The organism is Sporosarcina trichiuri, assembly GCF_030406775.1.
Classification (GTDB): domain Bacteria; phylum Bacillota; class Bacilli; order Bacillales_A; family Planococcaceae; genus Sporosarcina; species Sporosarcina trichiuri.
In genome coordinates this window covers 1,030,416-1,052,400 of the sequence record NZ_CP129119.1, presented here as the reverse complement: position 1 = coordinate 1,052,400, position 21,985 = coordinate 1,030,416, and the positions used below count along the sequence as shown (strand labels likewise).

General features: G+C 53.4%; 27 protein-coding genes and 1 riboswitch. Of the genes, 25 read left to right on the top strand and 2 right to left on the bottom strand.

The features are described 5' to 3' along the window. Positions 1–5 precede the first annotated feature (5 nt). From QWT68_RS05580 to gcvPB, 4 genes are all read left to right on the top strand, one after another. Complete coding sequence (locus QWT68_RS05580) at positions 6–524, top strand: shikimate kinase (protein WP_040286602.1); 519 nt, start codon at positions 6–8, stop codon at positions 522–524. Positions 525–656: 132 nt separating this feature from the next. Then, positions 657–748: riboswitch (glycine riboswitch) on the top strand. A gap of 87 nt (positions 749–835) precedes the next feature. Beyond that, complete coding sequence (gene gcvT, locus QWT68_RS05575; protein ID WP_040286601.1) at positions 836–1,951, top strand: glycine cleavage system aminomethyltransferase GcvT; 1,116 nt, start codon at positions 836–838, stop codon at positions 1,949–1,951. 49 nt (positions 1,952–2,000) lie between these two features. Beyond that, positions 2,001–3,347 (top strand): aminomethyl-transferring glycine dehydrogenase subunit GcvPA, encoded by a 1,347-nt coding sequence (gcvPA, locus tag QWT68_RS05570; RefSeq protein WP_040286600.1) that lies wholly within the window; start codon positions 2,001–2,003, stop codon positions 3,345–3,347. Further along, positions 3,340–4,824: an aminomethyl-transferring glycine dehydrogenase subunit GcvPB gene (gene gcvPB / locus QWT68_RS05565; RefSeq protein WP_040286599.1), complete on the top strand. Its 1,485-nt coding sequence runs from the start codon at positions 3,340–3,342 to the stop codon at positions 4,822–4,824. The genes gcvPA and gcvPB overlap by 8 nt, the downstream gene beginning before the upstream one ends. A 37-nt stretch (positions 4,825–4,861) precedes the next feature. Here the strand turns inward: gcvPB and QWT68_RS05560 are convergent, their stop codons facing one another. Further along, complete coding sequence (locus QWT68_RS05560; protein WP_425313930.1) at positions 4,862–5,227, bottom strand: rhodanese-like domain-containing protein; 366 nt, start codon at positions 5,225–5,227, stop codon at positions 4,862–4,864. A 122-nt stretch (positions 5,228–5,349) separates the two neighbouring features. Between QWT68_RS05560 and QWT68_RS05555 the strand changes: the two genes are divergently transcribed. After that, the gene (locus tag QWT68_RS05555; protein WP_040286597.1) at positions 5,350–6,183 is read left to right on the top strand and encodes a lipoate--protein ligase family protein; all 834 of its coding nucleotides are present in this window, start codon (positions 5,350–5,352) and stop codon (positions 6,181–6,183) included. A 46-nt stretch (positions 6,184–6,229) separates the two neighbouring features. Here QWT68_RS05555 and QWT68_RS05550 read toward each other — a convergent pair whose 3' ends face one another. Continuing rightward, entirely contained in the window at positions 6,230–7,210 is a 981-nt protein-coding gene (locus QWT68_RS05550; RefSeq protein WP_290150093.1) for a DUF1385 domain-containing protein, read from the bottom strand. 285 nt (positions 7,211–7,495) lie between these two features. On the opposite strand from QWT68_RS05550, the gene QWT68_RS05545 reads away from it, so the two are divergent. The 20 genes from QWT68_RS05545 (at position 7,496) to QWT68_RS05450 (ending at position 21,952) form a co-directional block, all read left to right on the top strand. Continuing rightward, positions 7,496–7,774 carry a hypothetical protein gene (locus QWT68_RS05545; protein ID WP_040286596.1) on the top strand — a complete coding sequence of 93 codons (279 nt, stop codon included), beginning with the start codon at positions 7,496–7,498 and terminating at the stop codon, positions 7,772–7,774. Positions 7,775–7,834: 60 nt separating this feature from the next. Then, positions 7,835–8,284 (top strand): type II 3-dehydroquinate dehydratase, encoded by a 450-nt coding sequence (gene aroQ, locus QWT68_RS05540; RefSeq protein WP_040286595.1) that lies wholly within the window; start codon positions 7,835–7,837, stop codon positions 8,282–8,284. After that, positions 8,281–9,339 (top strand): M24 family metallopeptidase, encoded by a 1,059-nt coding sequence (locus tag QWT68_RS05535; RefSeq protein ID WP_040286594.1) that lies wholly within the window; start codon positions 8,281–8,283, stop codon positions 9,337–9,339. Before aroQ ends, QWT68_RS05535 begins: the two co-directional genes overlap by 4 nt. A 20-nt stretch (positions 9,340–9,359) precedes the next feature. Beyond that, positions 9,360–9,917 carry an elongation factor P gene (efp, locus tag QWT68_RS05530; RefSeq protein WP_040286593.1) on the top strand — a complete coding sequence of 186 codons (558 nt, stop codon included), beginning with the start codon at positions 9,360–9,362 and terminating at the stop codon, positions 9,915–9,917. Positions 9,918–10,028: 111 nt separating this feature from the next. Then, positions 10,029–10,238 (top strand): SpoIIIAC/SpoIIIAD family protein, encoded by a 210-nt coding sequence (locus tag QWT68_RS05525; RefSeq protein ID WP_040286592.1) that lies wholly within the window; start codon positions 10,029–10,031, stop codon positions 10,236–10,238. Next, complete coding sequence (locus tag QWT68_RS05520) at positions 10,238–10,615, top strand: SpoIIIAC/SpoIIIAD family protein (protein ID WP_040286591.1); 378 nt, start codon at positions 10,238–10,240, stop codon at positions 10,613–10,615. Before QWT68_RS05525 ends, QWT68_RS05520 begins: the two co-directional genes overlap by 1 nt. A 9-nt stretch (positions 10,616–10,624) precedes the next feature. Beyond that, positions 10,625–11,527, top strand: coding sequence for a stage III sporulation protein AE (locus QWT68_RS05515; protein WP_052461775.1), 903 nt, complete (start codon positions 10,625–10,627; stop codon positions 11,525–11,527). A gap of 28 nt (positions 11,528–11,555) precedes the next feature. Beyond that, positions 11,556–11,702 (top strand): hypothetical protein, encoded by a 147-nt coding sequence (locus QWT68_RS05510; protein WP_179860768.1) that lies wholly within the window; start codon positions 11,556–11,558, stop codon positions 11,700–11,702. A gap of 75 nt (positions 11,703–11,777) precedes the next feature. Further along, complete coding sequence (locus QWT68_RS05505) at positions 11,778–12,197, top strand: hypothetical protein (protein ID WP_040286590.1); 420 nt, start codon at positions 11,778–11,780, stop codon at positions 12,195–12,197. Continuing rightward, entirely contained in the window at positions 12,184–12,729 is a 546-nt protein-coding gene (locus QWT68_RS05500; RefSeq protein WP_040286589.1) for a SpoIIIAH-like family protein, read from the top strand. Before QWT68_RS05505 ends, QWT68_RS05500 begins: the two co-directional genes overlap by 14 nt. A 150-nt stretch (positions 12,730–12,879) precedes the next feature. Further along, positions 12,880–13,422, top strand: a complete 543-nt coding sequence (gene accB, locus QWT68_RS05495) for an acetyl-CoA carboxylase biotin carboxyl carrier protein (RefSeq protein WP_040286588.1) — start codon at positions 12,880–12,882, stop codon at positions 13,420–13,422. Between the two features lie 15 nt (positions 13,423–13,437). Further along, a complete protein-coding gene (gene accC, locus QWT68_RS05490) occupies positions 13,438–14,790 on the top strand; it encodes an acetyl-CoA carboxylase biotin carboxylase subunit (protein WP_290150084.1) in 1,353 nt (450 codons plus the stop codon). A gap of 16 nt (positions 14,791–14,806) precedes the next feature. Next, on the top strand, positions 14,807–15,196 hold the full coding sequence (locus tag QWT68_RS05485) for an Asp23/Gls24 family envelope stress response protein (RefSeq protein ID WP_040286586.1): 390 nt from the start codon (positions 14,807–14,809) through the stop codon (positions 15,194–15,196). Positions 15,197–15,317: 121 nt separating this feature from the next. Further along, a complete protein-coding gene (gene nusB, locus QWT68_RS05480) occupies positions 15,318–15,689 on the top strand; it encodes a transcription antitermination factor NusB (protein WP_040286585.1) in 372 nt (123 codons plus the stop codon). Between the two features lie 24 nt (positions 15,690–15,713). Then, positions 15,714–16,583 carry a bifunctional methylenetetrahydrofolate dehydrogenase/methenyltetrahydrofolate cyclohydrolase FolD gene (gene folD / locus QWT68_RS05475; RefSeq protein ID WP_290150080.1) on the top strand — a complete coding sequence of 290 codons (870 nt, stop codon included), beginning with the start codon at positions 15,714–15,716 and terminating at the stop codon, positions 16,581–16,583. 76 nt (positions 16,584–16,659) lie between these two features. Continuing rightward, the gene (xseA, locus tag QWT68_RS05470) at positions 16,660–18,012 is read left to right on the top strand and encodes an exodeoxyribonuclease VII large subunit (RefSeq protein ID WP_290150078.1); all 1,353 of its coding nucleotides are present in this window, start codon (positions 16,660–16,662) and stop codon (positions 18,010–18,012) included. Then, positions 18,013–18,255 carry an exodeoxyribonuclease VII small subunit gene (locus tag QWT68_RS05465; protein WP_290150077.1) on the top strand — a complete coding sequence of 81 codons (243 nt, stop codon included), beginning with the start codon at positions 18,013–18,015 and terminating at the stop codon, positions 18,253–18,255. It begins immediately after the preceding gene. Further along, positions 18,248–19,135 carry a polyprenyl synthetase family protein gene (locus QWT68_RS05460; protein ID WP_098060127.1) on the top strand — a complete coding sequence of 296 codons (888 nt, stop codon included), beginning with the start codon at positions 18,248–18,250 and terminating at the stop codon, positions 19,133–19,135. Before QWT68_RS05465 ends, QWT68_RS05460 begins: the two co-directional genes overlap by 8 nt. A gap of 97 nt (positions 19,136–19,232) precedes the next feature. Further along, the gene (dxs, locus tag QWT68_RS05455) at positions 19,233–21,131 is read left to right on the top strand and encodes a 1-deoxy-D-xylulose-5-phosphate synthase (RefSeq protein WP_290150073.1); all 1,899 of its coding nucleotides are present in this window, start codon (positions 19,233–19,235) and stop codon (positions 21,129–21,131) included. Continuing rightward, complete coding sequence (locus QWT68_RS05450; RefSeq protein WP_040286580.1) at positions 21,128–21,952, top strand: TlyA family RNA methyltransferase; 825 nt, start codon at positions 21,128–21,130, stop codon at positions 21,950–21,952. The genes dxs and QWT68_RS05450 overlap by 4 nt, the downstream gene beginning before the upstream one ends. The last annotated feature ends 33 nt before the right edge of the window (positions 21,953–21,985 follow it).

The window sequence follows — 21,985 nt, the reverse complement described above, 5'->3', positions numbered from 1 at the left end:
TTTGAATGAACAAAGTATATCTTGTCGGATTCATGGGCTGCGGGAAAAGCGCCATCGGCAAACGGCTCAGCTTCTATACGAAGCTCCCTTTCTACGACATGGACCATGAAATCGTCCAGAAGACCGGTATGACGATCCCTCAGATCTTCGCGACCTACGGGGAAGAGCGTTTCCGTGATATGGAGACCGAATTCCTCCGGACGTTCCGCGACGAGAAATGTATCATTGCGACAGGCGGTGGGGCAGCGATGCGGGAAGAGAACCGGGCACTCATGCGGGCCGGCGGTCTCGTGTTTTTCCTGGATGCTCCGTTCCGCGATATCTGGCGGCGGATCGCAACCGACAAAAACCGGCCGATCGTCCAGCGATCGACGCGCGCAGAAATCGAGACGCTCTATAAGAAACGTTATCCCGCATACAAGACTTCGGCGCACTTCATCGTCCAGACGAAGAAGCGGTCCTTGAGGAAAGTGACCGAGTATATCGCCTTCCAGATGGACCGTCTGTCAGGCGGACAAGACTGAGTGACCCGCTTTCTGCCGGGCAGCCGGCGGACTCCGATTTTGATTGCGCTCCGGCTTGTAAACTGGTAAGATAGGGACGATATCAGCAGTTTTCCGAATCTTGAACTATTGGACGTAAATTAAATAGTGCGGATGAATGTATGGGGAGAGAGCGCAGGATGCGCCGCCGAAGGAGCAAGTGACCGAGTCATGAATCTCTCAGGCAAAAAGACCTGTACTGGACGCATTCCTGAACTGGGCTGCATGAATTCAGCTGGACGGACAGGGGCTCTCTTTTATCACAAAAGGGGCCTCTTTCTTTTTTTAGACGAATGGGGGAGAATGTGTTGTCTGAATCTTTGAAACGAACACCGCTTTTTGAGAGCTACGCATCACATAATGGAAAGACGATCGATTTCGGAGGCTGGGAGCTGCCGGTCCAATTCACGGGCATCAAGGCCGAACATGAAGCTGTCCGAACGGCTGCCGGATTGTTCGATGTCTCGCACATGGGTGAAGTCGCTGTTCGCGGCGCAGGGGCGCTGGCGTTCCTGCAGTCGATCGCAACCAACGATGTGTCGAAACTGAAGGACGGGCAGGCACAGTATACGGCGATGTGCTATGAAGACGGCGGCACGATCGACGATCTTCTGATCTATAAGCGCAGCGACGAAGACTATCTGCTCGTTGTCAATGCCTCGAATATCGAGAAGGATGTCAAGTGGCTGGAACAGCATGCTGCACAGGATGTCGAGATCGATGACCAATCCGACCGCTGGGCGCTGCTTGCCCTCCAGGGACCTAAAGCGGAGGCAATCCTGCAGCGGCTGACCGATGAACCGCTTGCGGACATCCGGTTCTTCCGTTTCAAGGATGATGTCTCCCTGGCGGGGGAGACCGTCATGATTTCCCGGACGGGCTATACCGGTGAAGATGGTTTTGAAATCTACTGCACACCGGAAAGTGCCGTGAACCTTTGGGAGAAGATCCTGCAGGAAGGCAAAGAGGACGGCTTGGTCCCGGCCGGTCTCGGTGCGCGCGATACGCTCCGCTTCGAGGCGGGACTGCCGCTGTATGGGCAGGAGCTGTCCAAAGATATTTCCCCTCTTGAAGCCGGTATCGGCTTTGCTGTCAAAGTCGGGAAAGAACCTGATTTCATCGGAAAAGAGGCGCTCGCCAGGCAGAAAGAGGCAGGGGTGCCAAGGAAGTTGGTCGGATTGGAAATGATCGACAAAGGAATCCCCCGCACCGGCTACCCGGTATTTGCTGACGGGCAGCCGGTCGGTGAAGTCACGACAGGAACCCAATCGCCTACATTGAAAAAGAATATCGGCTTTGCATTGGTCGGCAGGGAGTCATCCGCCGAAGGAACCGAACTGGAAATCGAAGTCCGGAACAAACGCCTGAAAGCGAGAATCATCGGGACTCCGTTCTACAAGCGCCCGTAACGATGACGCCTATCCGATACCCAACAAACAGGAAAGAAGGGATTTGCACATGCAGCACCGCTATATACCGATGACTGAGTCGGATCAGAAAGAGATGTTAGAAACGATCGGCATCACTTCCGTTGACGAATTGTTTGCAGATATACCCGAGAAGATCCGCTACACGGAAAAACTGAAGATCAAGGAAGCGAAATCAGAATCCGCACTTCTAAAGGAACTGTCCCGGCTGGCAGCGAAAAATGCGGACTCCCGGAATTATGCATCTTTCCTCGGTGCAGGTGTCTATGATCATTACAAGCCGGTGATCGTCGACCATGTGATCTCCCGTTCGGAATTCTATACAGCGTATACACCATACCAGCCGGAAATCTCGCAAGGGGAGCTGCAGGCCATCTTCGAGTTCCAGACGATGATCTGCGAGCTGACGGGCATGGACCTCGCCAACTCATCCATGTATGACGGCGGCACTGCACTTGCCGAAGCGGGTACGATGGCTGCAGGCCATACGAAACGCAAAAAGCTCATCGTTTCCGAGACAGTCCATCCGGAAGCCCGTGATGTTGTCCGTTCGTATGCGGACGGACAGCAGATCGAAGTGGTCACTGTGCCGCACAGAGACGGCGTCACAGATACGGATGTCCTGCAGGAATTGCTTTCTGACGAAACAGCGGCTGTGCTTGTCCAGTATCCGAACTTCTTCGGCCAGGTGGAAGACATCCAGGCGATCGGTAAGATGGCGCATGAAGCAGGCGCCCTCTCCGTCGTTTCTGCAAATCCGCTTGCACTCGGCATCCTGACACCGCCCGGAGCACTCGGTGCGGATATTACGGTCGGGGATGCCCAGCCATTCGGGATCCCTGAACAGTTCGGCGGACCGCATTGCGGCTACTTCGCCGTAACGAAGAAACTGATGCGGAAAGTGCCCGGCCGTCTTGTCGGCGAAACGACAGATGACGAAGGCCGCCGCGGCTATGTCCTGACTCTGCAGGCAAGGGAACAGCACATCCGCCGTGACAAAGCGACTTCCAATATCTGCTCCAACCAGGCGCTGAATGCCCTGGCGGCTTCAGTGGCGATGACAGCGCTCGGCAGACAGGGAATCCGTGAAATTGCCTATCAGAACTATGCAAAGACGCATTACGCCAAGCAGGCATTCGAGCGGGCCGGTTTCACCGTCCTTGGCGGGGACCGGCACTTCAACGAGCTCGTGGTCGACTGTGGCCGCCCGGTTGCCGAACTCAATGAGCAGCTGCTTGATCAGGGGATCATCGGCGGCTACGAGTTGAGCCGGACGTACGAAGGCATGGAGAATCACGCGTTGATCGCCGTTACGGAACAGAGGACTAAAGAAGAAATCGATGCACTTGTGCAGGAAATGGAGGCCGTCCATGCATAACGAAAACCAGCCGCTCATATTTGAAGTCTCAAAAGCCGGCCGTGTCGGCTACAGCCTGACTGAACTTGATGTGCCTGAAGTCGACCTGGACACACTGCTTCCGGAGTCGCTGCTGCGCAAGGAAGCACCGGCGCTGCCGGAAGTATCCGAACTGGATATCATGCGCCACTATACAGCGCTGTCCAACCGGAACCACGGGGTGGATACCGGATTCTATCCGCTCGGTTCCTGTACAATGAAATATAATCCGAAAATCAACGAAGCCGTCGCACGCATGTCCGGATTTGCGAACATCCATCCGCTCCAGGCTGAATCCACTGTCCAGGGGGCGATGGAAGTCGCCTATGATCTGCAGGAGCATCTGTCCGAAATCACAGGGATGGCCGAAGTGACCCTTCAGCCGGCTGCAGGCGCCCACGGGGAATGGACAGCACTGATGATGATCCGTGCGTTCCATGAAGCGAACGGTGACCACAAGCGGACGAAAGTTCTCGTTCCGGATTCCGCGCACGGGACGAATCCGGCATCCGCGACAGTCGCAGGCTTTGATACCGTCACGGTCCTGTCCGATGAAAAAGGTCTCGTCGATATCGAAGATCTCCGCTCGAAAGTGGACGAACAGACAGCAGCACTCATGCTGACGAATCCGAATACACTCGGATTGTTCGAGGAGAATATCCTCGAAATGGCGGAAATCGTCCATGGTGCCGGCGGTAAACTGTATTATGACGGTGCCAATCTGAATGCCATCATGTCCAAAGCACGTCCGGGGGATATGGGATTTGATGCAGTCCACTTGAATCTGCATAAGACGTTCACAGGCCCTCACGGCGGCGGAGGCCCGGGATCCGGTCCGGTCGGTGTGACGGAGGAGCTCGCATCGTTCCTGCCAAAGCCTGTGCTTGAGAAGCATGACGGCGTCTTCACCTTCAATTACGATCGGCCGCAGTCGATCGGCCGTGTGAAGCCGTTCTATGGCAACTTCGGTATCTACTTGCGCGCCTATACGTACATCCGCTCGATGGGGCCGGACGGACTGAAAGCCGTAACGGAAAATGCGGTGCTGAATGCGAACTACATGATGCGCAGACTTGAGCCGTATTTCGATCTTCCGTACCCGCAGCACTGCAAGCATGAATTCGTCCTGTCGGGCCGGCGTCAGAAAAAACTCGGCGTCCGGACACTGGATATGGCGAAACGGCTGCTCGATTTCGGCTTCCACCCGCCGACTGTCTACTTCCCGCTCAATGTCGAGGAAGGAATGATGATCGAGCCGACTGAAACGGAATCGAAAGAGACACTCGATTCATTCATCGACGCCATGATCCAGATCGCGAAGGAAGTCGAGGAGAATCCTGAAATCGTACAGGAAGCGCCTCATACAACGGTCATCAACCGTCTTGACGAAACGAAAGCCGCACGGAAGCCCGTGCTCAGGTATACACCGGAGACGGAGAGCGAACTTGTGAAAGCATAAGAAAAAAGGCCGGAGCTGACTGCTCCGGTCCTTTCCATTATTTCTTACTTTTCACTTTCCCCGACCACGTGCGGAATCCGCCTTGCAGGTGGTACAGCTGGGAGTACCCTTTCTTTTTCAGGAAGAGGGCGGTCCGGGCGCTTCTGCCGCCATTCTGATCATACAGGTAGACGGGCTTATCCGGACGGATTTCCTTATAACGCTGGCGGAGCTGCGTATACGGCAGGTTCCGCGCGCCTAAGATATGACCGGCATCGAAATCTTTCGGTTCCCGTACATCGATCAGCTGCGCTTTCCGGTAGCCTTCGATGAACTGCTCCTGGGATAAGTTCGTAACTGCCTTGCGCAGCCGCAGGGCTGTAATTGCAAAGTAAGCGATCAATATAACAATCAAAGCTCCCAAAACGTAGAAATTAGCGTTCACAGCATTTTTCCCCTTTCTATCTCCCTTTCATTATAAAGATTAAGTGGCACTTGTTCAATCGCAATGCTAAAATTGAGTCCGAATGAAAGGGATGTGATTGAGTGGGGAAGACGAAATGGCATTTCATCGAGTCGGGCAAATGTGCGCCTGCCTATAATATGGCACTGGACGAGGCACTCCTCGAGTGGCACAGCCGCGGGGAGATCGGCCCGGTTCTGCGATTCTATGAATGGGATCCGGCGACGCTGTCCATCGGCTATTTCCAGCGTGTCGAAAAGGATATCGATCTGGAAGCCGTTCAAGCGCACGGGCTAGGCTTTGTCAGAAGACCGACCGGCGGCCGCGGCGTGCTGCATGAACACGAACTTACATACAGTGTCATCGTTACAGAGGATTATCCGGAAATGCCGGAAACGGTGACGGAAGCCTACCGGGTCATTTCAGGAGGATTGCTGGAAGGGTTCCGCAATTTAGGGCTCGATGCCTCATTTTCCGTGCCGGGTGAGCAGCTGACGGAACAGCTGAAACGGCCGAAGAGCGGTGTCTGCTTCGATGCGCCGAGCTGGTATGAGCTTGTGGTCGAAGGGAAGAAAGTGGCGGGCAGTGCGCAGACGAGGCAAAAAGGTGTCATCCTCCAGCACGGCGCCATCCTGCTGAGCCTGGATGAGGACAAGCTCGTCTCCCTGTTCAAGTTCGATTCGGACGAAGCGAGGGAGAAAGTCCGCCGCGGTCTCCCCGAGAAGGCGGTGGCAATCGACCGGCTCACCGACCGGCCGATCAGTGCGGCCGACTGCTCCCGGGCCTTTGCGTCTGGGTTCGAAACAGCGCTTGACATCGAGCTCGTCCCGTTCGCGCTGAATGAGGAGCAGCTTCGGACAGTGAAGGAGATTGAGCGGACAAAGTACGCCAATCCTGAATGGACGTACAAAAAATAAAAGGCATTCCCGGATGTGCCATGCACACCCGGGAATGCCTTTTTTGCTATAGGTTCACTGTACTCATTTCCGCTTCCGGCGATAATGGTGACGGATCTGTCAAAACGGCTTCGCCGTGGACTTCCACTTCCAGCAGCTTATTGAAGGAAGCGATTGCGACTTCCACCTGGTCGTCGTCCGGCTCTTTCGTTGTCAGCAGCTGCAGCCACAGACCTGGATATCCGAGATACCGGAGGACAGGCACATTCCGTACAGCATTTGTAAGCTGCAGAACTTCGAACGACACACCAAGTACGACAGGGATGAGAAGGATCCTGTTGACAATCCTGAGCCAGAACGGATCTGTCGGCACAAGGAAGTAGATGAACATTCCGACAATGACCGTGAACAGCAGGAAACTGCTGCCGCACCGGTAATGCAGACGTGACTGCCGTTGGACATTCTCGACAGTCATCGGCAGACCGCTCTCGTAGCAGTTGATCACTTTGTGTTCCGCTCCATGATACTTGAACACACGTTTAATGAGCGGTGTCATGGAGATGAGCGACACATAGCTGAGCAGAAGAGCCAGTTTAAAGAAGGTCTCCAGCAGGATCTGAACCGTCTTGCCGGGCAAGATCGAATGGAACAAGCCTGCCAGGAATACAGGGAACAGTGTGAATACGAATTTGCCGAACAGGAAGGATAATACACCTACCGCGGCAACTCCCAGCACCATTGCCAGTTTGGACGATTCTTCTTCGGTAGTCTCCTCTTCTTCACCGGGCATGACGTCATACCTGTCGCTTGCAAACGTCAAATGCTTCGAACCGAGCCCTGCGGATTCAATCAGCGCAATGATTCCGCGGACAAACGGGATTTTCTTCAATTTTTGGCGGACGGGGCTCGTCTCTTTCAACGCGTGGAAATAGTCGATGGATCCGTCTTTTCTGCGGATCGCAGTGACAGTATGCTGTTTCCCCCCGAACATGACGCCTTCGATCAGCGCCTGCCCGCCGTATGCAGGAGTTTGTCGGTTTTCTTCCATACAAAGCCCACTTTCTATAGTAAGTCTATTTGTTCATGCTGATTGTTCCATTGTACAGGAAAAAGCGGTTTCCCTCCAGCATTCCCGTTTAAAAGTTCTCAATTCGGCGACACTTGAAGAAAGGAGGGAACCATCATCCATATACAATCATTATTCTGGACTTCAGCCGTTGCTGCACTGTTTAGTGCACTGTTCCTGAAATTCCTGCACATTTTCCATTTCGTCGGCTGGTCGCCGACCGGATGGACGGAGTCGCTCGTTTTGTTAGCGGGCCGCCCATGGTTTGTGAAATGGTTTGCACTTTTCGCCGTTCTCCTGATCTTCTATATTCTCGTCTATCTGATCTTTACAGCGGCCGCCTCGCTGCCCCCGTCCGTCCTTTCGATCATAGCCGCGCTGGCCGTCGTTTGTACCGCGGAATGGGTGATCTCCCCGCCTTCGGGTGCAAAAGAAGCTGTCCGCACCATTTCAATTCCTCTGCTGGCCATTGCAGCGATTATCATGCGGTTCGTCTCCGGTACGGCGGTCTTCATGCGGACTGAAGTGGATCGGAAAGCGAAATAGGTGGCCTCGTCAAAATGTTGTGATAAAATGAGGAAGAAAAAGACGAGGGGCTGATGGATTGTGAAGCTGCTGTTGCTGAATGGACCGAATTTGAACCGGCTGGGCAAACGGGAACCCGATATCTATGGTCATGACACACTTACGGATGTGGAACGCCGATTCCGTGAACTGTGTGACAGCCATGATATCGGATGTCTCTGTTTCCAGTCGAACCACGAAGGTGCGCTGATCGACCGTATTCACCAGGCTGCCGATGAAGCGGTTTCCGGCATTGTATTCAATCCGGGTGCGTACACGCATACGAGCATCGCGCTGCGTGACGCCATTGCGGGCGTCGGGATTCCTGTCGTGGAAGTCCATATATCGAATGTACATACCCGGGAACCATTCCGGCATCAGTCCATGCTGGCACCTGTATGCATGGGCCAGATCACAGGTCTCGGCACGCTTGGCTATGAGCTGGCGGCCCTCGCACTGATTCGCAAACTGGAAAGGAATGATGACAAGTGAAACTTGCAAAACTGCGCGATGTCCTGAAAGAGAGAGAATTAGATGCACTGCTGATCACGAGCGGTTACAACCGCCGCTATATGACAAACTTCACCGGGACGGCCGGCATTGCCGTCGTATCGGAAAACGATGCGGTATTCATCACCGATTTCCGCTACATGGAGCAGGCTGCGGAGCAAGTGAAAGATTTCCGGATCGTCCAGCATGAGAAGACGATCATCGAGGAAGTGGCCGAACAGGTTAAAGCGATGAAAATCAGCAGACTCGGTTTCGAGAAAGAAGATTTGACGTATGGTATGTACGAGCTGTACAAATCGAATGTCGACGCGGAACTTGTGCCGACTGCAGGTCTGGTTGAAAAGCTGAGGATCGTCAAGACGCCGGAAGAACTCGAAATCCTGCGCCAGGCAGCCAAGATTGCGGATGATGCGTTCACGCATATTTGCGGATACATCAAACCGGGTATGACGGAACTCGAAGTGGCAAATGAACTTGAATTTTTCATGCGCAAGCAGGGGGCCGCTTCGTCTTCGTTCGATACGATTGTCGCATCCGGCGTCCGCGGTGCGCTTCCGCATGGTGTGGCAAGCGACAAAAAAATTCAATCCGGAGAACTCGTGACAATGGATTACGGTGCGTTGTATAATGGGTACATCTCTGACATTACGCGTACTGTCGCAGTTGGCGAACCAACAGAACAAATGCGGGAAATCTATGAGATTACACTAGCTGCTCAAAAATTGGCAGTGGAAGGCTTCAAACCAGGAATGACTGGGAGGGAAGCGGATGCGATTGCCCGGGATTACATTACTGAAAAAGGGTACGGTGATGCGTTCGGCCATTCGACAGGCCACGGCATCGGTCTGGAAGTGCACGAAGCACCGGGGTTATCTTCTCGGTCCGACATGGTGCTCGAGCCGAATATGACGGTGACTGCGGAACCGGGCATCTACCTGCCGGGTATCGGCGGCGTCCGTATCGAAGATGACCTCGTCATCACGGAAAACGGCTGCGAGCGGCTGACGCACTCTACCAAAGAACTGCAAATTTTATAACAGCAATTGGAGGAAACAACATGATTTCAGTGAACGACTTCAAAACAGGCCTTACAATCGAAGTGGACGGCGACATCTGGCGCGTTATCGATTTCCAGCACGTCAAACCGGGAAAAGGAGCGGCATTCGTCCGTTCGAAACTGCGTAATCTCCGTTCCGGAAACGTGAACGAGAAGACGTTCCGGGCTGGCGAAAAGGTGGAAAAGGCACAGATCGACAACCGTCGGATGCAGTACTTGTACGCAAACGGGGACGATCATGTTTTCATGGATAACGAGAGTTTTGAACAGATCGAACTCCCTGCAAAGCAGATCAAGGATGAATTGAACTACTTGAAAGAGAACATGGAAGTGCATGTCATCCAGTACAAGGAAGAAGTGCTTGGTGTTGAACTTCCTTCCACAGTCATTCTGGAAGTTGCAGAAACAGAACCGGGCATCAAAGGCGACACTGCGAGCGGCGGCTCGAAACCTGCCAAGATGGAAACCGGTCTTACTGTCCAAGTTCCATTCTTCGTTAATATCGGTGACAAACTGATCATCAATACAGAAGAAGGCGAATACGTCTCCCGGGCGTAATTCCGCTCAGCATATGAAAAATCCGGCGCACAGCTGTCCATCTCGGACGGCTGTGCGTTTTTCATATTCAGGAAAGCGGCTGCGTATAGTGGAACAGAGGAGGACTGCCGGATGGAATTGAATGATCTGCTGCGAATCGCCGGCATCGGACTGGTGATCGGCTGCCTGCATATATTCTTTGAACAGACCGGAAAGAAGGAATTCTCCTTTTTCCTGTTCTTCATCGCCTATTTGTACATCGCTGTTGAGATGATCCGGTTCCTTAAAATCTTCTTCACAGAGATTTCCGAATTTCTCCAATGGCTCTCACTGGCAATGTAATGATACTGCTCTTCCAGCTTTTCACCGTGTTCCTGCTGCTATTGGCACTCCGCTATGCGGTTCCGCAGCTGCATCCGATGCTGTACAGTGCATTGTTCGTATTCTTGCTCGGGTATGTGACGATGACCGTCCTGCTACCATTCCTGAAGACTTTGAACCGGACGTTCCAGATGATCCCGGATCCCTTCGGCCCGCTGCTGATCGGCAGCGCCCTGCTGTTCTTTCTGGAGCACGCCCTCTCCAGCCTTCTGGAAGAGTCGGGATATGGATCACTGGCCACACTGGCACAGCTCGCCGTGAAAATCTCCATCCTGTCGCTGTGGCTTCCTCACCTGGCCCGTCTGATCCAGCAGCTGACACAGCTAATTACGCCCTGACCGAAGGGGATGATCGCCCTGCTCCAATTCATCCACTCGATACTCGGAAGCCTGCTGTCAAGTTTTGCGGTTGTCCTGCTCATCGCGCTCTTCGCAGCTCTTCTGAACTATCTGTTCCCATCCTACAGTGAATGGACGAAACAGCTGCTTTTCATCATCATTCTGCTGGTGGTTCTTCGGCCGGCATTCGAACAAGTACTGCTCATCCAGACGATGATGAAGTCAGTGTCCGCCCTGTTCGTTGCAAGCTATCCGGTTTTGACAGCCGGCATGGCCATCTCCGGGAATGTACTGAGCCTGATCAGCTTCCAGCCTGCCCTGCTGTTGTTTGCGCAAGGGGCCGTCTTCTTTGCAGACAGGCTGCTGCTGCCTCTGATGACAGCAGCTCTGCTCTTCGATATCATCACCCATCTGAATCCGCGTATTTCCTATGCAAAACTATCGGACATGCTCAGAACCACACTGCTCTCCATCGTGTCCGCCATTGTGGCAGCCTATTCGATCTTCATAACAGCCGGGGGAGCGGTGACGTTCGGACTTTCTGAGAGTGCGAGCGAGCCGATCAAAGAACTTATCAGCAAGAACATTCCGTTTGTAGGCTCATTTGTTACGGACAGCTTAGGCGCCTTGGGACGCTATTCATCGGGCGCCGGGACCATGGCCGGCGGCTGGCTGCTGGCAACACTCTGGGGACTCGCAGCTATGCCGGTATTTCAGACGCTGCTCATCGCATTCCTTTATAGATGGAGCGCTGCCATTATCGAACCATTCGCGCCTGAGGTGTACTCGGATGTGCTGGACGATATCGGCCGATCGCTTTTCGTGCTGAGCAGCCTGACGTTCCTGCTGATCTTCGCGTTCGTCTACACCATTCTATTTTTCATCGTCTTCCTGAAACTGATGGGGGGCTGAAAGGGAGTGACCCGCAGATGGCATCTTTTTGACCGGTGTACTGCTCATCTCCATATTGTCCGGTTTACTGCTGTTGCTGCTGCCTGAGGAGAGGCAGGGGGAATTTTCGCAGCTTGCCAGACTGGCAGCCGGCATCTGGCTGCTCGCCAACCTCTTTTCACTGTTCAGGTTATAGTTCGCCGAAACCGCGCATACATTGCAACATAGATGAACAGGCCTCATCTCGAAGACAAAACGGAATGGTGATGCTATGGAAAAACCGAGTATGAAAGCCCAAGTGCTCATCTTTGCAGCTATCACGATTCTAGCGGTCATCTTATTGAATCCTCCCTGGAAAAGCAGCACACAGGAGGAAAAGAAGGAGGGGACGACGGAAACATCTGGACTTGAACACGCGCTGAACCAAATGGAGGGAGTCGGACAGGTTGCTATCTATTTCCATCCTTCCGAACTGAAAGAGGAACGCTCGCCGCTCGCTGATTACTTCAACAAGCAGCCTTCCGCAGCAGACACCGCGTCAACCGGCGTACTGGTCGTGGCGGAAGGGGCAGGGAATCCGGGAGTGAAATCAGAACTGACACGGCTGCTGTCAGCTGTCCTGCAGATTCCCGAACATCGGATCGTAATCGTGGAAATGAAAAAAAGGGGGAACACTGATGAGAACCAATAAACGCACAGTCTGGTTTTTAACACTGATGAGCTTGGTGGCAGTTATTTCGATCTACTACATTAAAGAGAAGGCGCCTATATCATTTGATGGTATCCAGATTTTTTCCGATGATATGAAAGAGACCGCTGACGGTTCGAAAAAGGCGGACGGCGATAAAAAGACACCGGTTTTCGCGAATTCATATGTATTCGAAGAGATGCGGATGGTCGTCCGGGACGAGCGCAGCAAGATGCAGGAACAACTCAACGCTAAAATGACTTCCCCCGACTATACTGCTGAAGAGAAGAACGAAGCGTTCAATGAAATGGAAGCATTGACAAAGCGTGAATCGGCGGAAGCCCTTCTGGAGCTGCAGATCAAAGCACTCGGGTATCCGGAAGCCTTCGTGAAGGCGGAAGACGGGGAAGTGAACGTGACTGTCCTGTCGACGGAAGGGCATTCAGCGAAACTGGCAGCCGAGATCACACAGTATGTCATGGCGAGCTGGGACGGCGCACAGCGCGTTCAGGTTGAATTCACAGGTGACAAGTAAGCTGCTGAAGGCCCGATAACGGGTCTTTTTTTCTATTTTCCTTTGTTTTCCCTCGCAAATAAAGGTTAACTATTTCAAATTCCGTTAAAAACGTCTACTATAGAGAATGAGGGTGTTCAAGAAAACCATATGGAGTCAGGAGAATCATTCATGCTAAAGATCCAGGAAATCCGTGAAATCATCAAGCTGATCGACCAATCTTCGATCGACAAGTTTACGTATGAAGCCGAAGGCACAAAGCTTAAAATTGTCAAAAGTGCAGCACAGGAAGCTGTCCAGGCGCCCGTACAGGCCAAACCGGTGCAGCAAGTTCCGGATGTGCAGGATTCCACTTCAGGCATCCAGGCAGCCCGCCAGCCGGAACCGGCTGTCCAGGAAACTCCGAAAGAACCGGCTTCTGCCCAACAAGAACAGAAACCGGCACCCGCTGAGGAGAAAGCGGCCGATCCGTCTCTCAAGAGCATCGTCTCTCCGATGGTCGGCACATTCTATAAGTCTTCTTCACCGGAAGCGGAAGCTTATGTGCAGGTCGGCAAGAAGGTCGGCAAGGAAGATGTCGTCTGCATCGTGGAAGCGATGAAACTATTCAACGAAATCGAAGCGGAAGTTTCCGGGGAGATCGTTGAAATCCTTGTGCAGGATGGACAGCTTGTCGAATACGGCCAGCCGCTGTTCCTGGTCAAAGAAAACTGATAGGGGGAACGGAAGATGAAAAAAGTTCTGATCGCCAATCGTGGGGAGATAGCGGTCCGCATCATACGGGCATGCAAGGAAATGGATATCCAGACGGTAGCTGTGTACTCTGAAGCAGACCGTGATGCGCTGCATGTCAAAATTGCCGATGAGGCTTTCTGCATCGGACCGAAACTGTCAAAAGACAGCTACTTAAATTTTTCCAATATTATCAGCGTCGCAAAAATGACCGGCTGCGACGGCATCCATCCGGGGTATGGATTCCTTGCGGAGAATGCGAGTTTTGCAGAAATGTGTGAAGAGGTGAATATCGAATTCATCGGTCCTTCATCCGAATCAATTGCGAAGATGGGAGCGAAAGACGCTGCCCGTGAAACGATGCGGCAGGCAGGCGTTCCGATTGTTCCGGGTTCGGACGGTCTGGTGGCCGATGAAGAGGAAGCGCTTTCCGTAGCGGAAGAGATCGGCTTCCCGGTCATCATCAAAGCGACCGCTGGAGGCGGCGGCAAAGGGATCCGGGTCGCACGGGATCCTGAAGAACTGAAGAAGGGCATCAAGATGACGCAGAAAGAAGCGGCTGCCGCGTTCGGCAATCCGGGTGTCTATCTTGAGAAATTCATCGAAGTGTTCCGCCACGTCGAGATCCAGGTTCTCGCGGACAAGCATGGCCATACGGTCTATCTTGGCGAACGTGACTGTTCCATCCAGCGGCGGATGCAGAAGCTGGTCGAGGAAGCACCGTCCCCTGCATTGACACCTGCTCTGCGCAAAGAGATGGGCGAAGCGGCAGTGAAGGCTGCGGAAGCCGTGAAGTACCGCGGTGCCGGCACGGTTGAATTCATCTTCGACCACATCAACAAGAAGTTCTATTTCATGGAGATGAATACCCGTATCCAAGTGGAGCACCCGGTCACGGAAATGATCACAGGCATCGACCTCATCAAACAGCAGCTGAAAGTGGCTGCGGGCGAGGAACTGGCGTTCAAGCAGAAGGATATCAAAATCAACGGCTGGGCGATGGAATGCCGTATCAATGCGGAAAACCCTGAGAAGAACTTCATGCCGTCCCCGGGATTGGTCGATATGTATCTGGCACCCGGCGGATTTGGTGTGCGCGTCGATTCAGCGGTCTATCCCGGTTATAAAATCCCGCCGTTCTATGATTCAATGGTCGCGAAATTGATTGTCCATGCGGATACACGGGAAGAAGCCGTCGCACGCATGAAGCGGGCATTGGATGAGTTTGTCGTGGAAGGCGTGAAGACGACGATACCTTTCCATTACAAATTGATGGATCACGAAGTATTCCAGTCAGGAGATTTCGACACGAAATTCCTGGAAAAATATGACGTTATGAAATCCGACTGAAAAGGAGGCGGCTCGTATGTCAGAAAAACAAACTGCCTTTTTCAAAGCGAACAACTCAGCGGGAGAGAATCTCGGCAAAATTGAACTTGCACCTGAAGTACTGGAAGTCATCATCGGAATTGCCACTTCCGAAGTAGAGGGCATCGTAATGACCTCAGGGAATTTCGCAACAGGGGTTGCTGAGAAATTCGGTAAAGTCATGCACGGGAAGGGCGTCAAGACGGATTGGGCGGACGGCCGGCTGATCATCGACGTGTATTGCATCGCGGAAGAGGGACAGTTCATCCCCCAAGTGGCTGCAGACGTGCAGAAAAAAATACGGGAAGCCGTATTCCACATGACTTCGATCGAAGCGGGAGAAGTGAACATACATGTAACCGGCATCCGGTCAGAACAAAACCAATGACACATATTTCGGCAAGAGCATCATCCGCGGATGGTGCTTTTGCCGTTTCTTACTGTATCTTCATGCAGCAGATGTGCTATGATAAAGCCTAATCGATACAGCGACGAAGGAGACCATACGTATGAAACGAAGAGAAGCGAGAGAAAAAGCGGTCCAGACACTTTTCCAGCTGGATGGAATGGACTTGCCGGCTGAAGAAGCGATCGGCTATATAATCGAAGGGCCGGTTGACCCGTTTTACGAAACCCTCGTAAAGGGCACGAAAGAGCATCAGGAAGAAATTGATGAAGTCCTCATTTCGAAATTGGAGAATTGGTCACTCGCGCGTCTGCCTAAAATTGAACGGACAGTGCTCCGTCTGGCAGCATTTGAGCTGCTCTACAACGATGATGTGCCGCACAAAGTCGCTGTTAACGAAGCGATCGAGCTCTGCAAGACGTTCGGCGATGAAAAATCAGGACGGTTCGTGAACGGAGTCCTGTCGAAGTTTTAATTGAAGAAGGAAGTGTTGCGTCCGATGGGTGTAATCATTGACGGTAAAGCGATTGGTGAAAAGATCAGAAAAGAGATCAAGGCGGATACGGAACGTCTGATCGAGCGCGGCTGCAGGCCGGGCCTTGCAGTGGTGCTGGTCGGAGACGATCAGGCATCCAGAACCTACGTACGGAACAAACAGAAATCGAGCATCGAGGCAGGTATGAAATCCGAGCTGATTGAACTGCCTGTCGACGTCAGCCAGCAGGCACTCCTGAATACGGTGGACCGGCTCAATGCCGATCCAACCATACATGGCATCCTTGTGCAGCTGCCGCTGCCGCCTCATATAGACGAAAGTGCTGTCATCCAGGCGATTTCCCCTAAGAAGGACGTCGACGGCTTCCATCCTGAAAATGTCGGCAAGATGATCATCGGCCAGGATTCCTTCCTGTCATGCACGCCGGCAGGCATCTTGGAACTTCTGAAACAGACAGGTGTGGACATCGCAGGCAAACATGCGGTCATCCTCGGGCGCAGCAATATTGTCGGCAAGCCGATGGGACAGCTTCTTCTCCAGGAAGACGCGACCGTCACCTATTGCCATTCGAAGACCCGGGACCTCAAATCATTCACCCGGCAGGCGGATATCCTGATTGCGGCGATCGGCCGCGCGGAATTCATCGATGCCGACCATATCAAAGAAGGCGCGGTCGTCATCGATGTCGGCATGAACCGGGATGAGAACGGGAAACGGTGCGGCGATGTGGATTTCGAGGGCGTCAAAGAAAAAGCCGGCGCCATCACACCGGTGCCCGGCGGGGTCGGCCCGATGACAGTGACGATGCTGCTGAAAAACACACTGAAGAGTGCGCAGCGAACATGCAGCAACTATATTTCCACAAATGGCTGAATCAGCCGTTACATAGAGAACGATTTTGCTGTTTCTTCCAAAGAGACAGCTTTTTAAACGCGGGGAGGGAGTCGGCTTGGCGAACAATCCATATTTGACCGTGCAGGCGGTGACAAAGTATATAAAGAGGAAATTCGATGCGGACCGGCACCTTCGGAATGTCTATATTAAGGGCGAGCTGTCGAATGTCAAACTCCATCCGAGCGGACACATCTACTTCACGCTGAAAGACGAAAAAAGCAGAATCCAGTCGGCCATGTTCCGCGGCAATGCAGCCAACTTGAAGTTCCGGCCGGAGAGCGGCATGAAAGTCCTTATTATCGGGGATATCAATGTATACGAAAGCAGCGGTCAGTATCAGCTGTATGCCCAGTCGATGGAACCGGACGGCGTCGGTGCTCTGTTCCTCGCTTTTGAACAGCTCAAGGAGCAGCTCGGGAAAGAAGGCCTGTTCGACCCGCGCTGGAAACAGCCGCTTCCCTGGATCCCCCGGAAAGTCGGTGTCATCACCGCGAAGTCCGGTGCTGCATTCCGTGATATCTGTTCGACCATCGGACGGCGGTTCCCGATGGCTGAAATCGTCCTGTTCCCGGCCGCTGTGCAGGGAAAGCAGGCAGTGCCCTCCATTGTGGAGGCGATCGGCCAGGCAGGACAGCGGACGGATCTCGATGTCCTGATCGTCGGCCGGGGCGGCGGATCGATCGAGGACTTATGGGCATTCAACGACGAAGCGGTCGCACGTGCGCTCTTTTCCTGCAGAATCCCGACGATCAGTGCTGTCGGGCACGAAACAGATACGACGATTGCGGATTTCGTGGCGGACCGGCGTGCCCCGACCCCGACAGCGGCTGCCGAAATGGCGGTTCCTGCGCAGGATGAACTGGCAGGCCGCATTTTGGATAGGAAGCGTGTGATCTACAGGTTCCTCGCTTCCCGGCTGCAGACTGAACAGAAAAGGCTGACCCGCCTGAAAGATTCCTATCCGTTTGCCTATCCGGATCGCCTGTACCGTCCGTTCATCGAGAAACAGGCGCTGCTGGAGGAAAGACTGACCCGCAGCCGGAACGACCTGCTGTCGCGGAAAGACCAGGAGCTCGGGAGGACGGTATCCCGCCTGCAATATGTCAATCCGCTCGTCCGTGTGCAACATGGTTTGAAAGAACTGCTTGCCTCTGAAGGCAGGCTCACCCGGGCCGTCACCCATTCGACTGCAGTCCGGCAGGAGCGGTTCATGACCGGCATCCGGATGCTGCAGGCGCTGAATCCGCTCCATGTGATGGAACGCGGCTTTACGATCATCTACAATGGGCAGGACCTTGTGAAAAGCGCAACAGGCATGAAAACCGGCGATATCGTGGATGTCAGGCTGCAGGACGGACAGGCCAAGGCGGAAATCATATCGGTGACACTGACTGAGGAGGAATCTTGAATGGAAAACGAATCCATGAAATTCGAAGATGCGATGCTGCAGCTGGAAAAGATCGTCCAGCAGCTCGAAACAGGCGACGTGCCACTGGAAGATTCCATCACGTTGTACAAGAAGGGGATGGAGCTTTCATCATTCTGCCAGCAGAAACTGCAGAGTGCGGAAAAACAGCTCATTTCCATTGTCGATAAGGACGGCACTGCCACACCGTTCGACCCTTCGGAAGGAGAGAACGCAAGTGAATGAACAGCTGAAACAGTTCATGGAAGAAAAACTTCCTCTTTTACATAGCCATTTTGAGCAATTGTTCGAAAGAAAGGAAATTCCGGAGACTTTACGCAAAGCGATGGCCTATTCGGTCGAAGCAGGCGGTAAGCGTATCCGCCCGCTGCTTCTGTTTGCAATTCTGGAAGATCTGGGAAAAACGTCTGAAGACGCCGTCCGTACTGCCGGAGCGATTGAATTGATCCATACGTATTCCCTGATTCATGACGATCTGCCCTCCATGGATGATGATGATTTCCGACGGGGCAATCCGACGAACCATATCGTATTCGGGGAGGCCGCAGCTGTCCTAGCCGGCGATGCTTTGCAAACGCTTGCTTTTGAGGAGATCGCCTCGCTGCGTCATACACCTATTGAGACGGTGGTCGCCCTTCTCAAGTCGCTGGCCAAAGCATCCGGTGCCGAAGGAATGGTCGGAGGTCAGATCCTTGATATGGAAGGCGAGCGCAGGCAACTGTCGCTTGAGGAGCTTGAAACCATCCATGCACGTAAGACCGGTGCGCTTTTGTCCTGCTGTGTCGAGTGCGGAGGACTCCTCGCCCAGGCCTCTTCTGAGACATTGGAACACCTGCGCGTATTCTCATCCAATATCGGCCTCGCCTTCCAGATCAAAGACGATATCCTGGATATGACGGCATCCACTGAACAGCTCGGGAAAACAGCAAACAAAGACATGGAGAGCGAGAAGAGCACATACCCGGCGCTTCTCGGCCTCGAAGGCGCCGAAGAGAAATTGAAGCTTCATCACAGCCGTGCGGTCGATGCTCTGCAGGCAATCGGCCTCGGCAGCAATTCACTCGCCGCCCGGATTGCTGATTACATCATCGATCGTCAGGCATAGGAAAGGCGTCAAAATGGTACTGTCCCCTCGGTTGTTGATATACTAAGAACAATTAGCCGAAGACAGCGGGATTAACTTATGAAGGTGTGTGATAGAGATGGATCTTACAAAGATCAGCAGTCCATCGGATATTAAAAGTTTGAATACGGAAGAGATGAAGGAACTGGCAGCGGACATCCGGAAGTTTCTCATCAATAAATGCTCCGTCACGGGCGGCCATATCGGACCGAACCTTGGTGTTGTCGAATTGACGATCGCCCTGCACAAGTTCTTCGACAGTCCTGACGACAAGTTCATCTGGGATGTCGGACATCAAGCGTACGTCCACAAAATCCTGACCGGCCGTGCAGACGAGTTTGACACGCTCCGGAAATACAAAGGATTGAGCGGGTTCCCGAAACGGGCGGAAAGCGAGCATGACGTCTGGGAGACAGGACACAGTTCGACCTCCCTGTCCGCTGCGATGGGCATGGCTGCAGCACGGGATATCAAGGGCGGGCATAATCATGTGATCCCTATTATCGGTGACGGTGCACTGACCGGCGGGATGGCGCTTGAAGCGCTCAACCATATCGGACATGAAAAGACGGATATGATCGTCATCCTCAACGATAATGAGATGTCCATCGCACCGAACGTCGGCGCATTGCACTCCATTCTCGGAAAACTGAGAACTGCCGGGAAGTACAACAGCGTCAAGGACGATATTGAGGACCTGATCAAAAAAATACCGGCTGTCGGCGGCAAGATGGCTTCCATCGTGGAACGGCTGAAAGACAGCCTGAAGTATCTCGTCGTCTCGGGTGTGTTCTTCGAAGAGCTCGGTTTTACGTATCTCGGGCCGATCGACGGTCACGACTTCAATGAGCTGGAGCGGAACCTCCTCTATGCCAAAAAAGTGGAAGGCCCGGTACTGCTGCACGTCATTACGAAAAAAGGTAAAGGCTACCATCCGGCGGAAAACGATAAGATCGGCACTTGGCATGGGACGGGCCCTTACAAGATCGAGACAGGGGACTTCGTGAAATCCCCTGCGAAAGGTCCTTCATGGAGCGGACTTGTGGCAGCTACGGTCGCCCGGATTGCCCGTACCGATAAACGGGTGGCGACGATTACACCGGCCATGCCGGTCGGTTCGAAGCTGGAAGGGTTCGCGGCTGAATTCCCGGATCGCTTCTATGACGTAGGTATCGCAGAGCAGCACGCAGCAACGATGGCTGCCGGAATGGCGACACAAGGTATGAAACCGTTCCTGTCCATCTATTCCACCTTCCTGCAGCGCGCCTATGACCAGGTCGTCCATGATATCGCACGTCAGAACCTGAATGTATTCATCGGCATTGACCGTGCCGGACTGGTCGGAGCGGATGGGGAGACCCATCAGGGTGTATTCGATATTGCATTCCTCCGTCATGTGCCGAATATGGTGATCATGATGCCGAAAGATGAAAACGAAGGCCAGCACATGGTCAATACCGCAATTGCCTATGATGACGGACCGATTGCAATGAGATATCCGAGAGGCAACGGCTTCGGCATCCCGATGGATGAGGAGCTGCAGGTGCTGCCGATCGGTTCGTGGGAAATACTCGCAGAAGGTGCGGATGCCTCGATCCTGACATTCGGCACGACAATTCCCATGGCGTTCGAAGCGCGTGAAATACTCGCTGAACGGGGAATCGATGCAGCCGTCGTCAATGCGCGCTTCATCAAGCCGCTCGATACAGCGATGCTCGATGAGCTGTTCGCCGCCGGGAAACCGATCATCACAGTGGAAGAGGCGATCCTGGCAGGAGGATTCGGCAGTGCTGTCCTGGAATATGCTGACGACAGCGGAGTGTCTGCGCCGATTTACAGGATGGGGATCCCCGACCAATTCATTGAACACGGCGACGTCGATGCATTGCTCGCTGAAATCGGCATGACACCGGCAGTGCTTGCGGATATGACAGCAGATGCGATTGCCGCAGCCGACCGCAAAAAGGAGCTGCGATGACCAACACCGATCCGAAAGAACGGGTGGACATACTCCTCGTCCAGCGCGGTCTCGCCGAAACGAGAGAACAGGCGAAACGTGCCATCATGGCAGGCCTGGTGTTCTCGAATGAAACAAGGATGGACAAACCTGGGGAAAAGATCAAGTCCTCCTCTCCGCTGCAAGTGAAGGGGAATACGCTGAAATATGTCAGCAGAGGCGGATTGAAACTTGAAAAGGCTCTGAATGAGTTCGATACGTCCCCTTCCGGACAGATCATGCTGGATATCGGTTCATCGACCGGCGGCTTTACGGATTGTGCGCTACAGAACGGTGCCGTGCACTGTTATGCTCTGGATGTAGGCACAAACCAGCTGGCCTGGAAAATCCGGTCCGACGAACGGGTGACAGTGATGGAACAGTGCAATTTCCGCTATGCCACACCCGATATGTTCACGCAGGGATTACCGGGATTCGCGACGATCGATGTCTCATTCATATCACTGGCGCTGATCCTTCCCCCTCTTAAGAAAATCCTCGTTCCAGGCGGTGAGGTGATCGCGCTTGTGAAACCGCAGTTTGAAGCAGGCAGGGAAAATGTCGGGAAGAAGGGCATTGTCCGTGATTCCGGTGTCCATGTACAGGTGCTGAAAGATGTGGCGGCATTTGCGGCGGAAAATGGGTTCGGTCTGCGGAACATGACATATTCGCCGGTGACGGGCGGTGAAGGGAATATCGAGTTTCTCTACCACCTTGTTTCAGAAGAAGACCCCGCCACCGGATACGAGGAAGAAGATTTTAAACGGCTGTCAATGGAGGCGCATTCAGCCTTGAGCAGTTAATGTATGAAGGAGCGGCGTTTCAGGAAAGCGGAA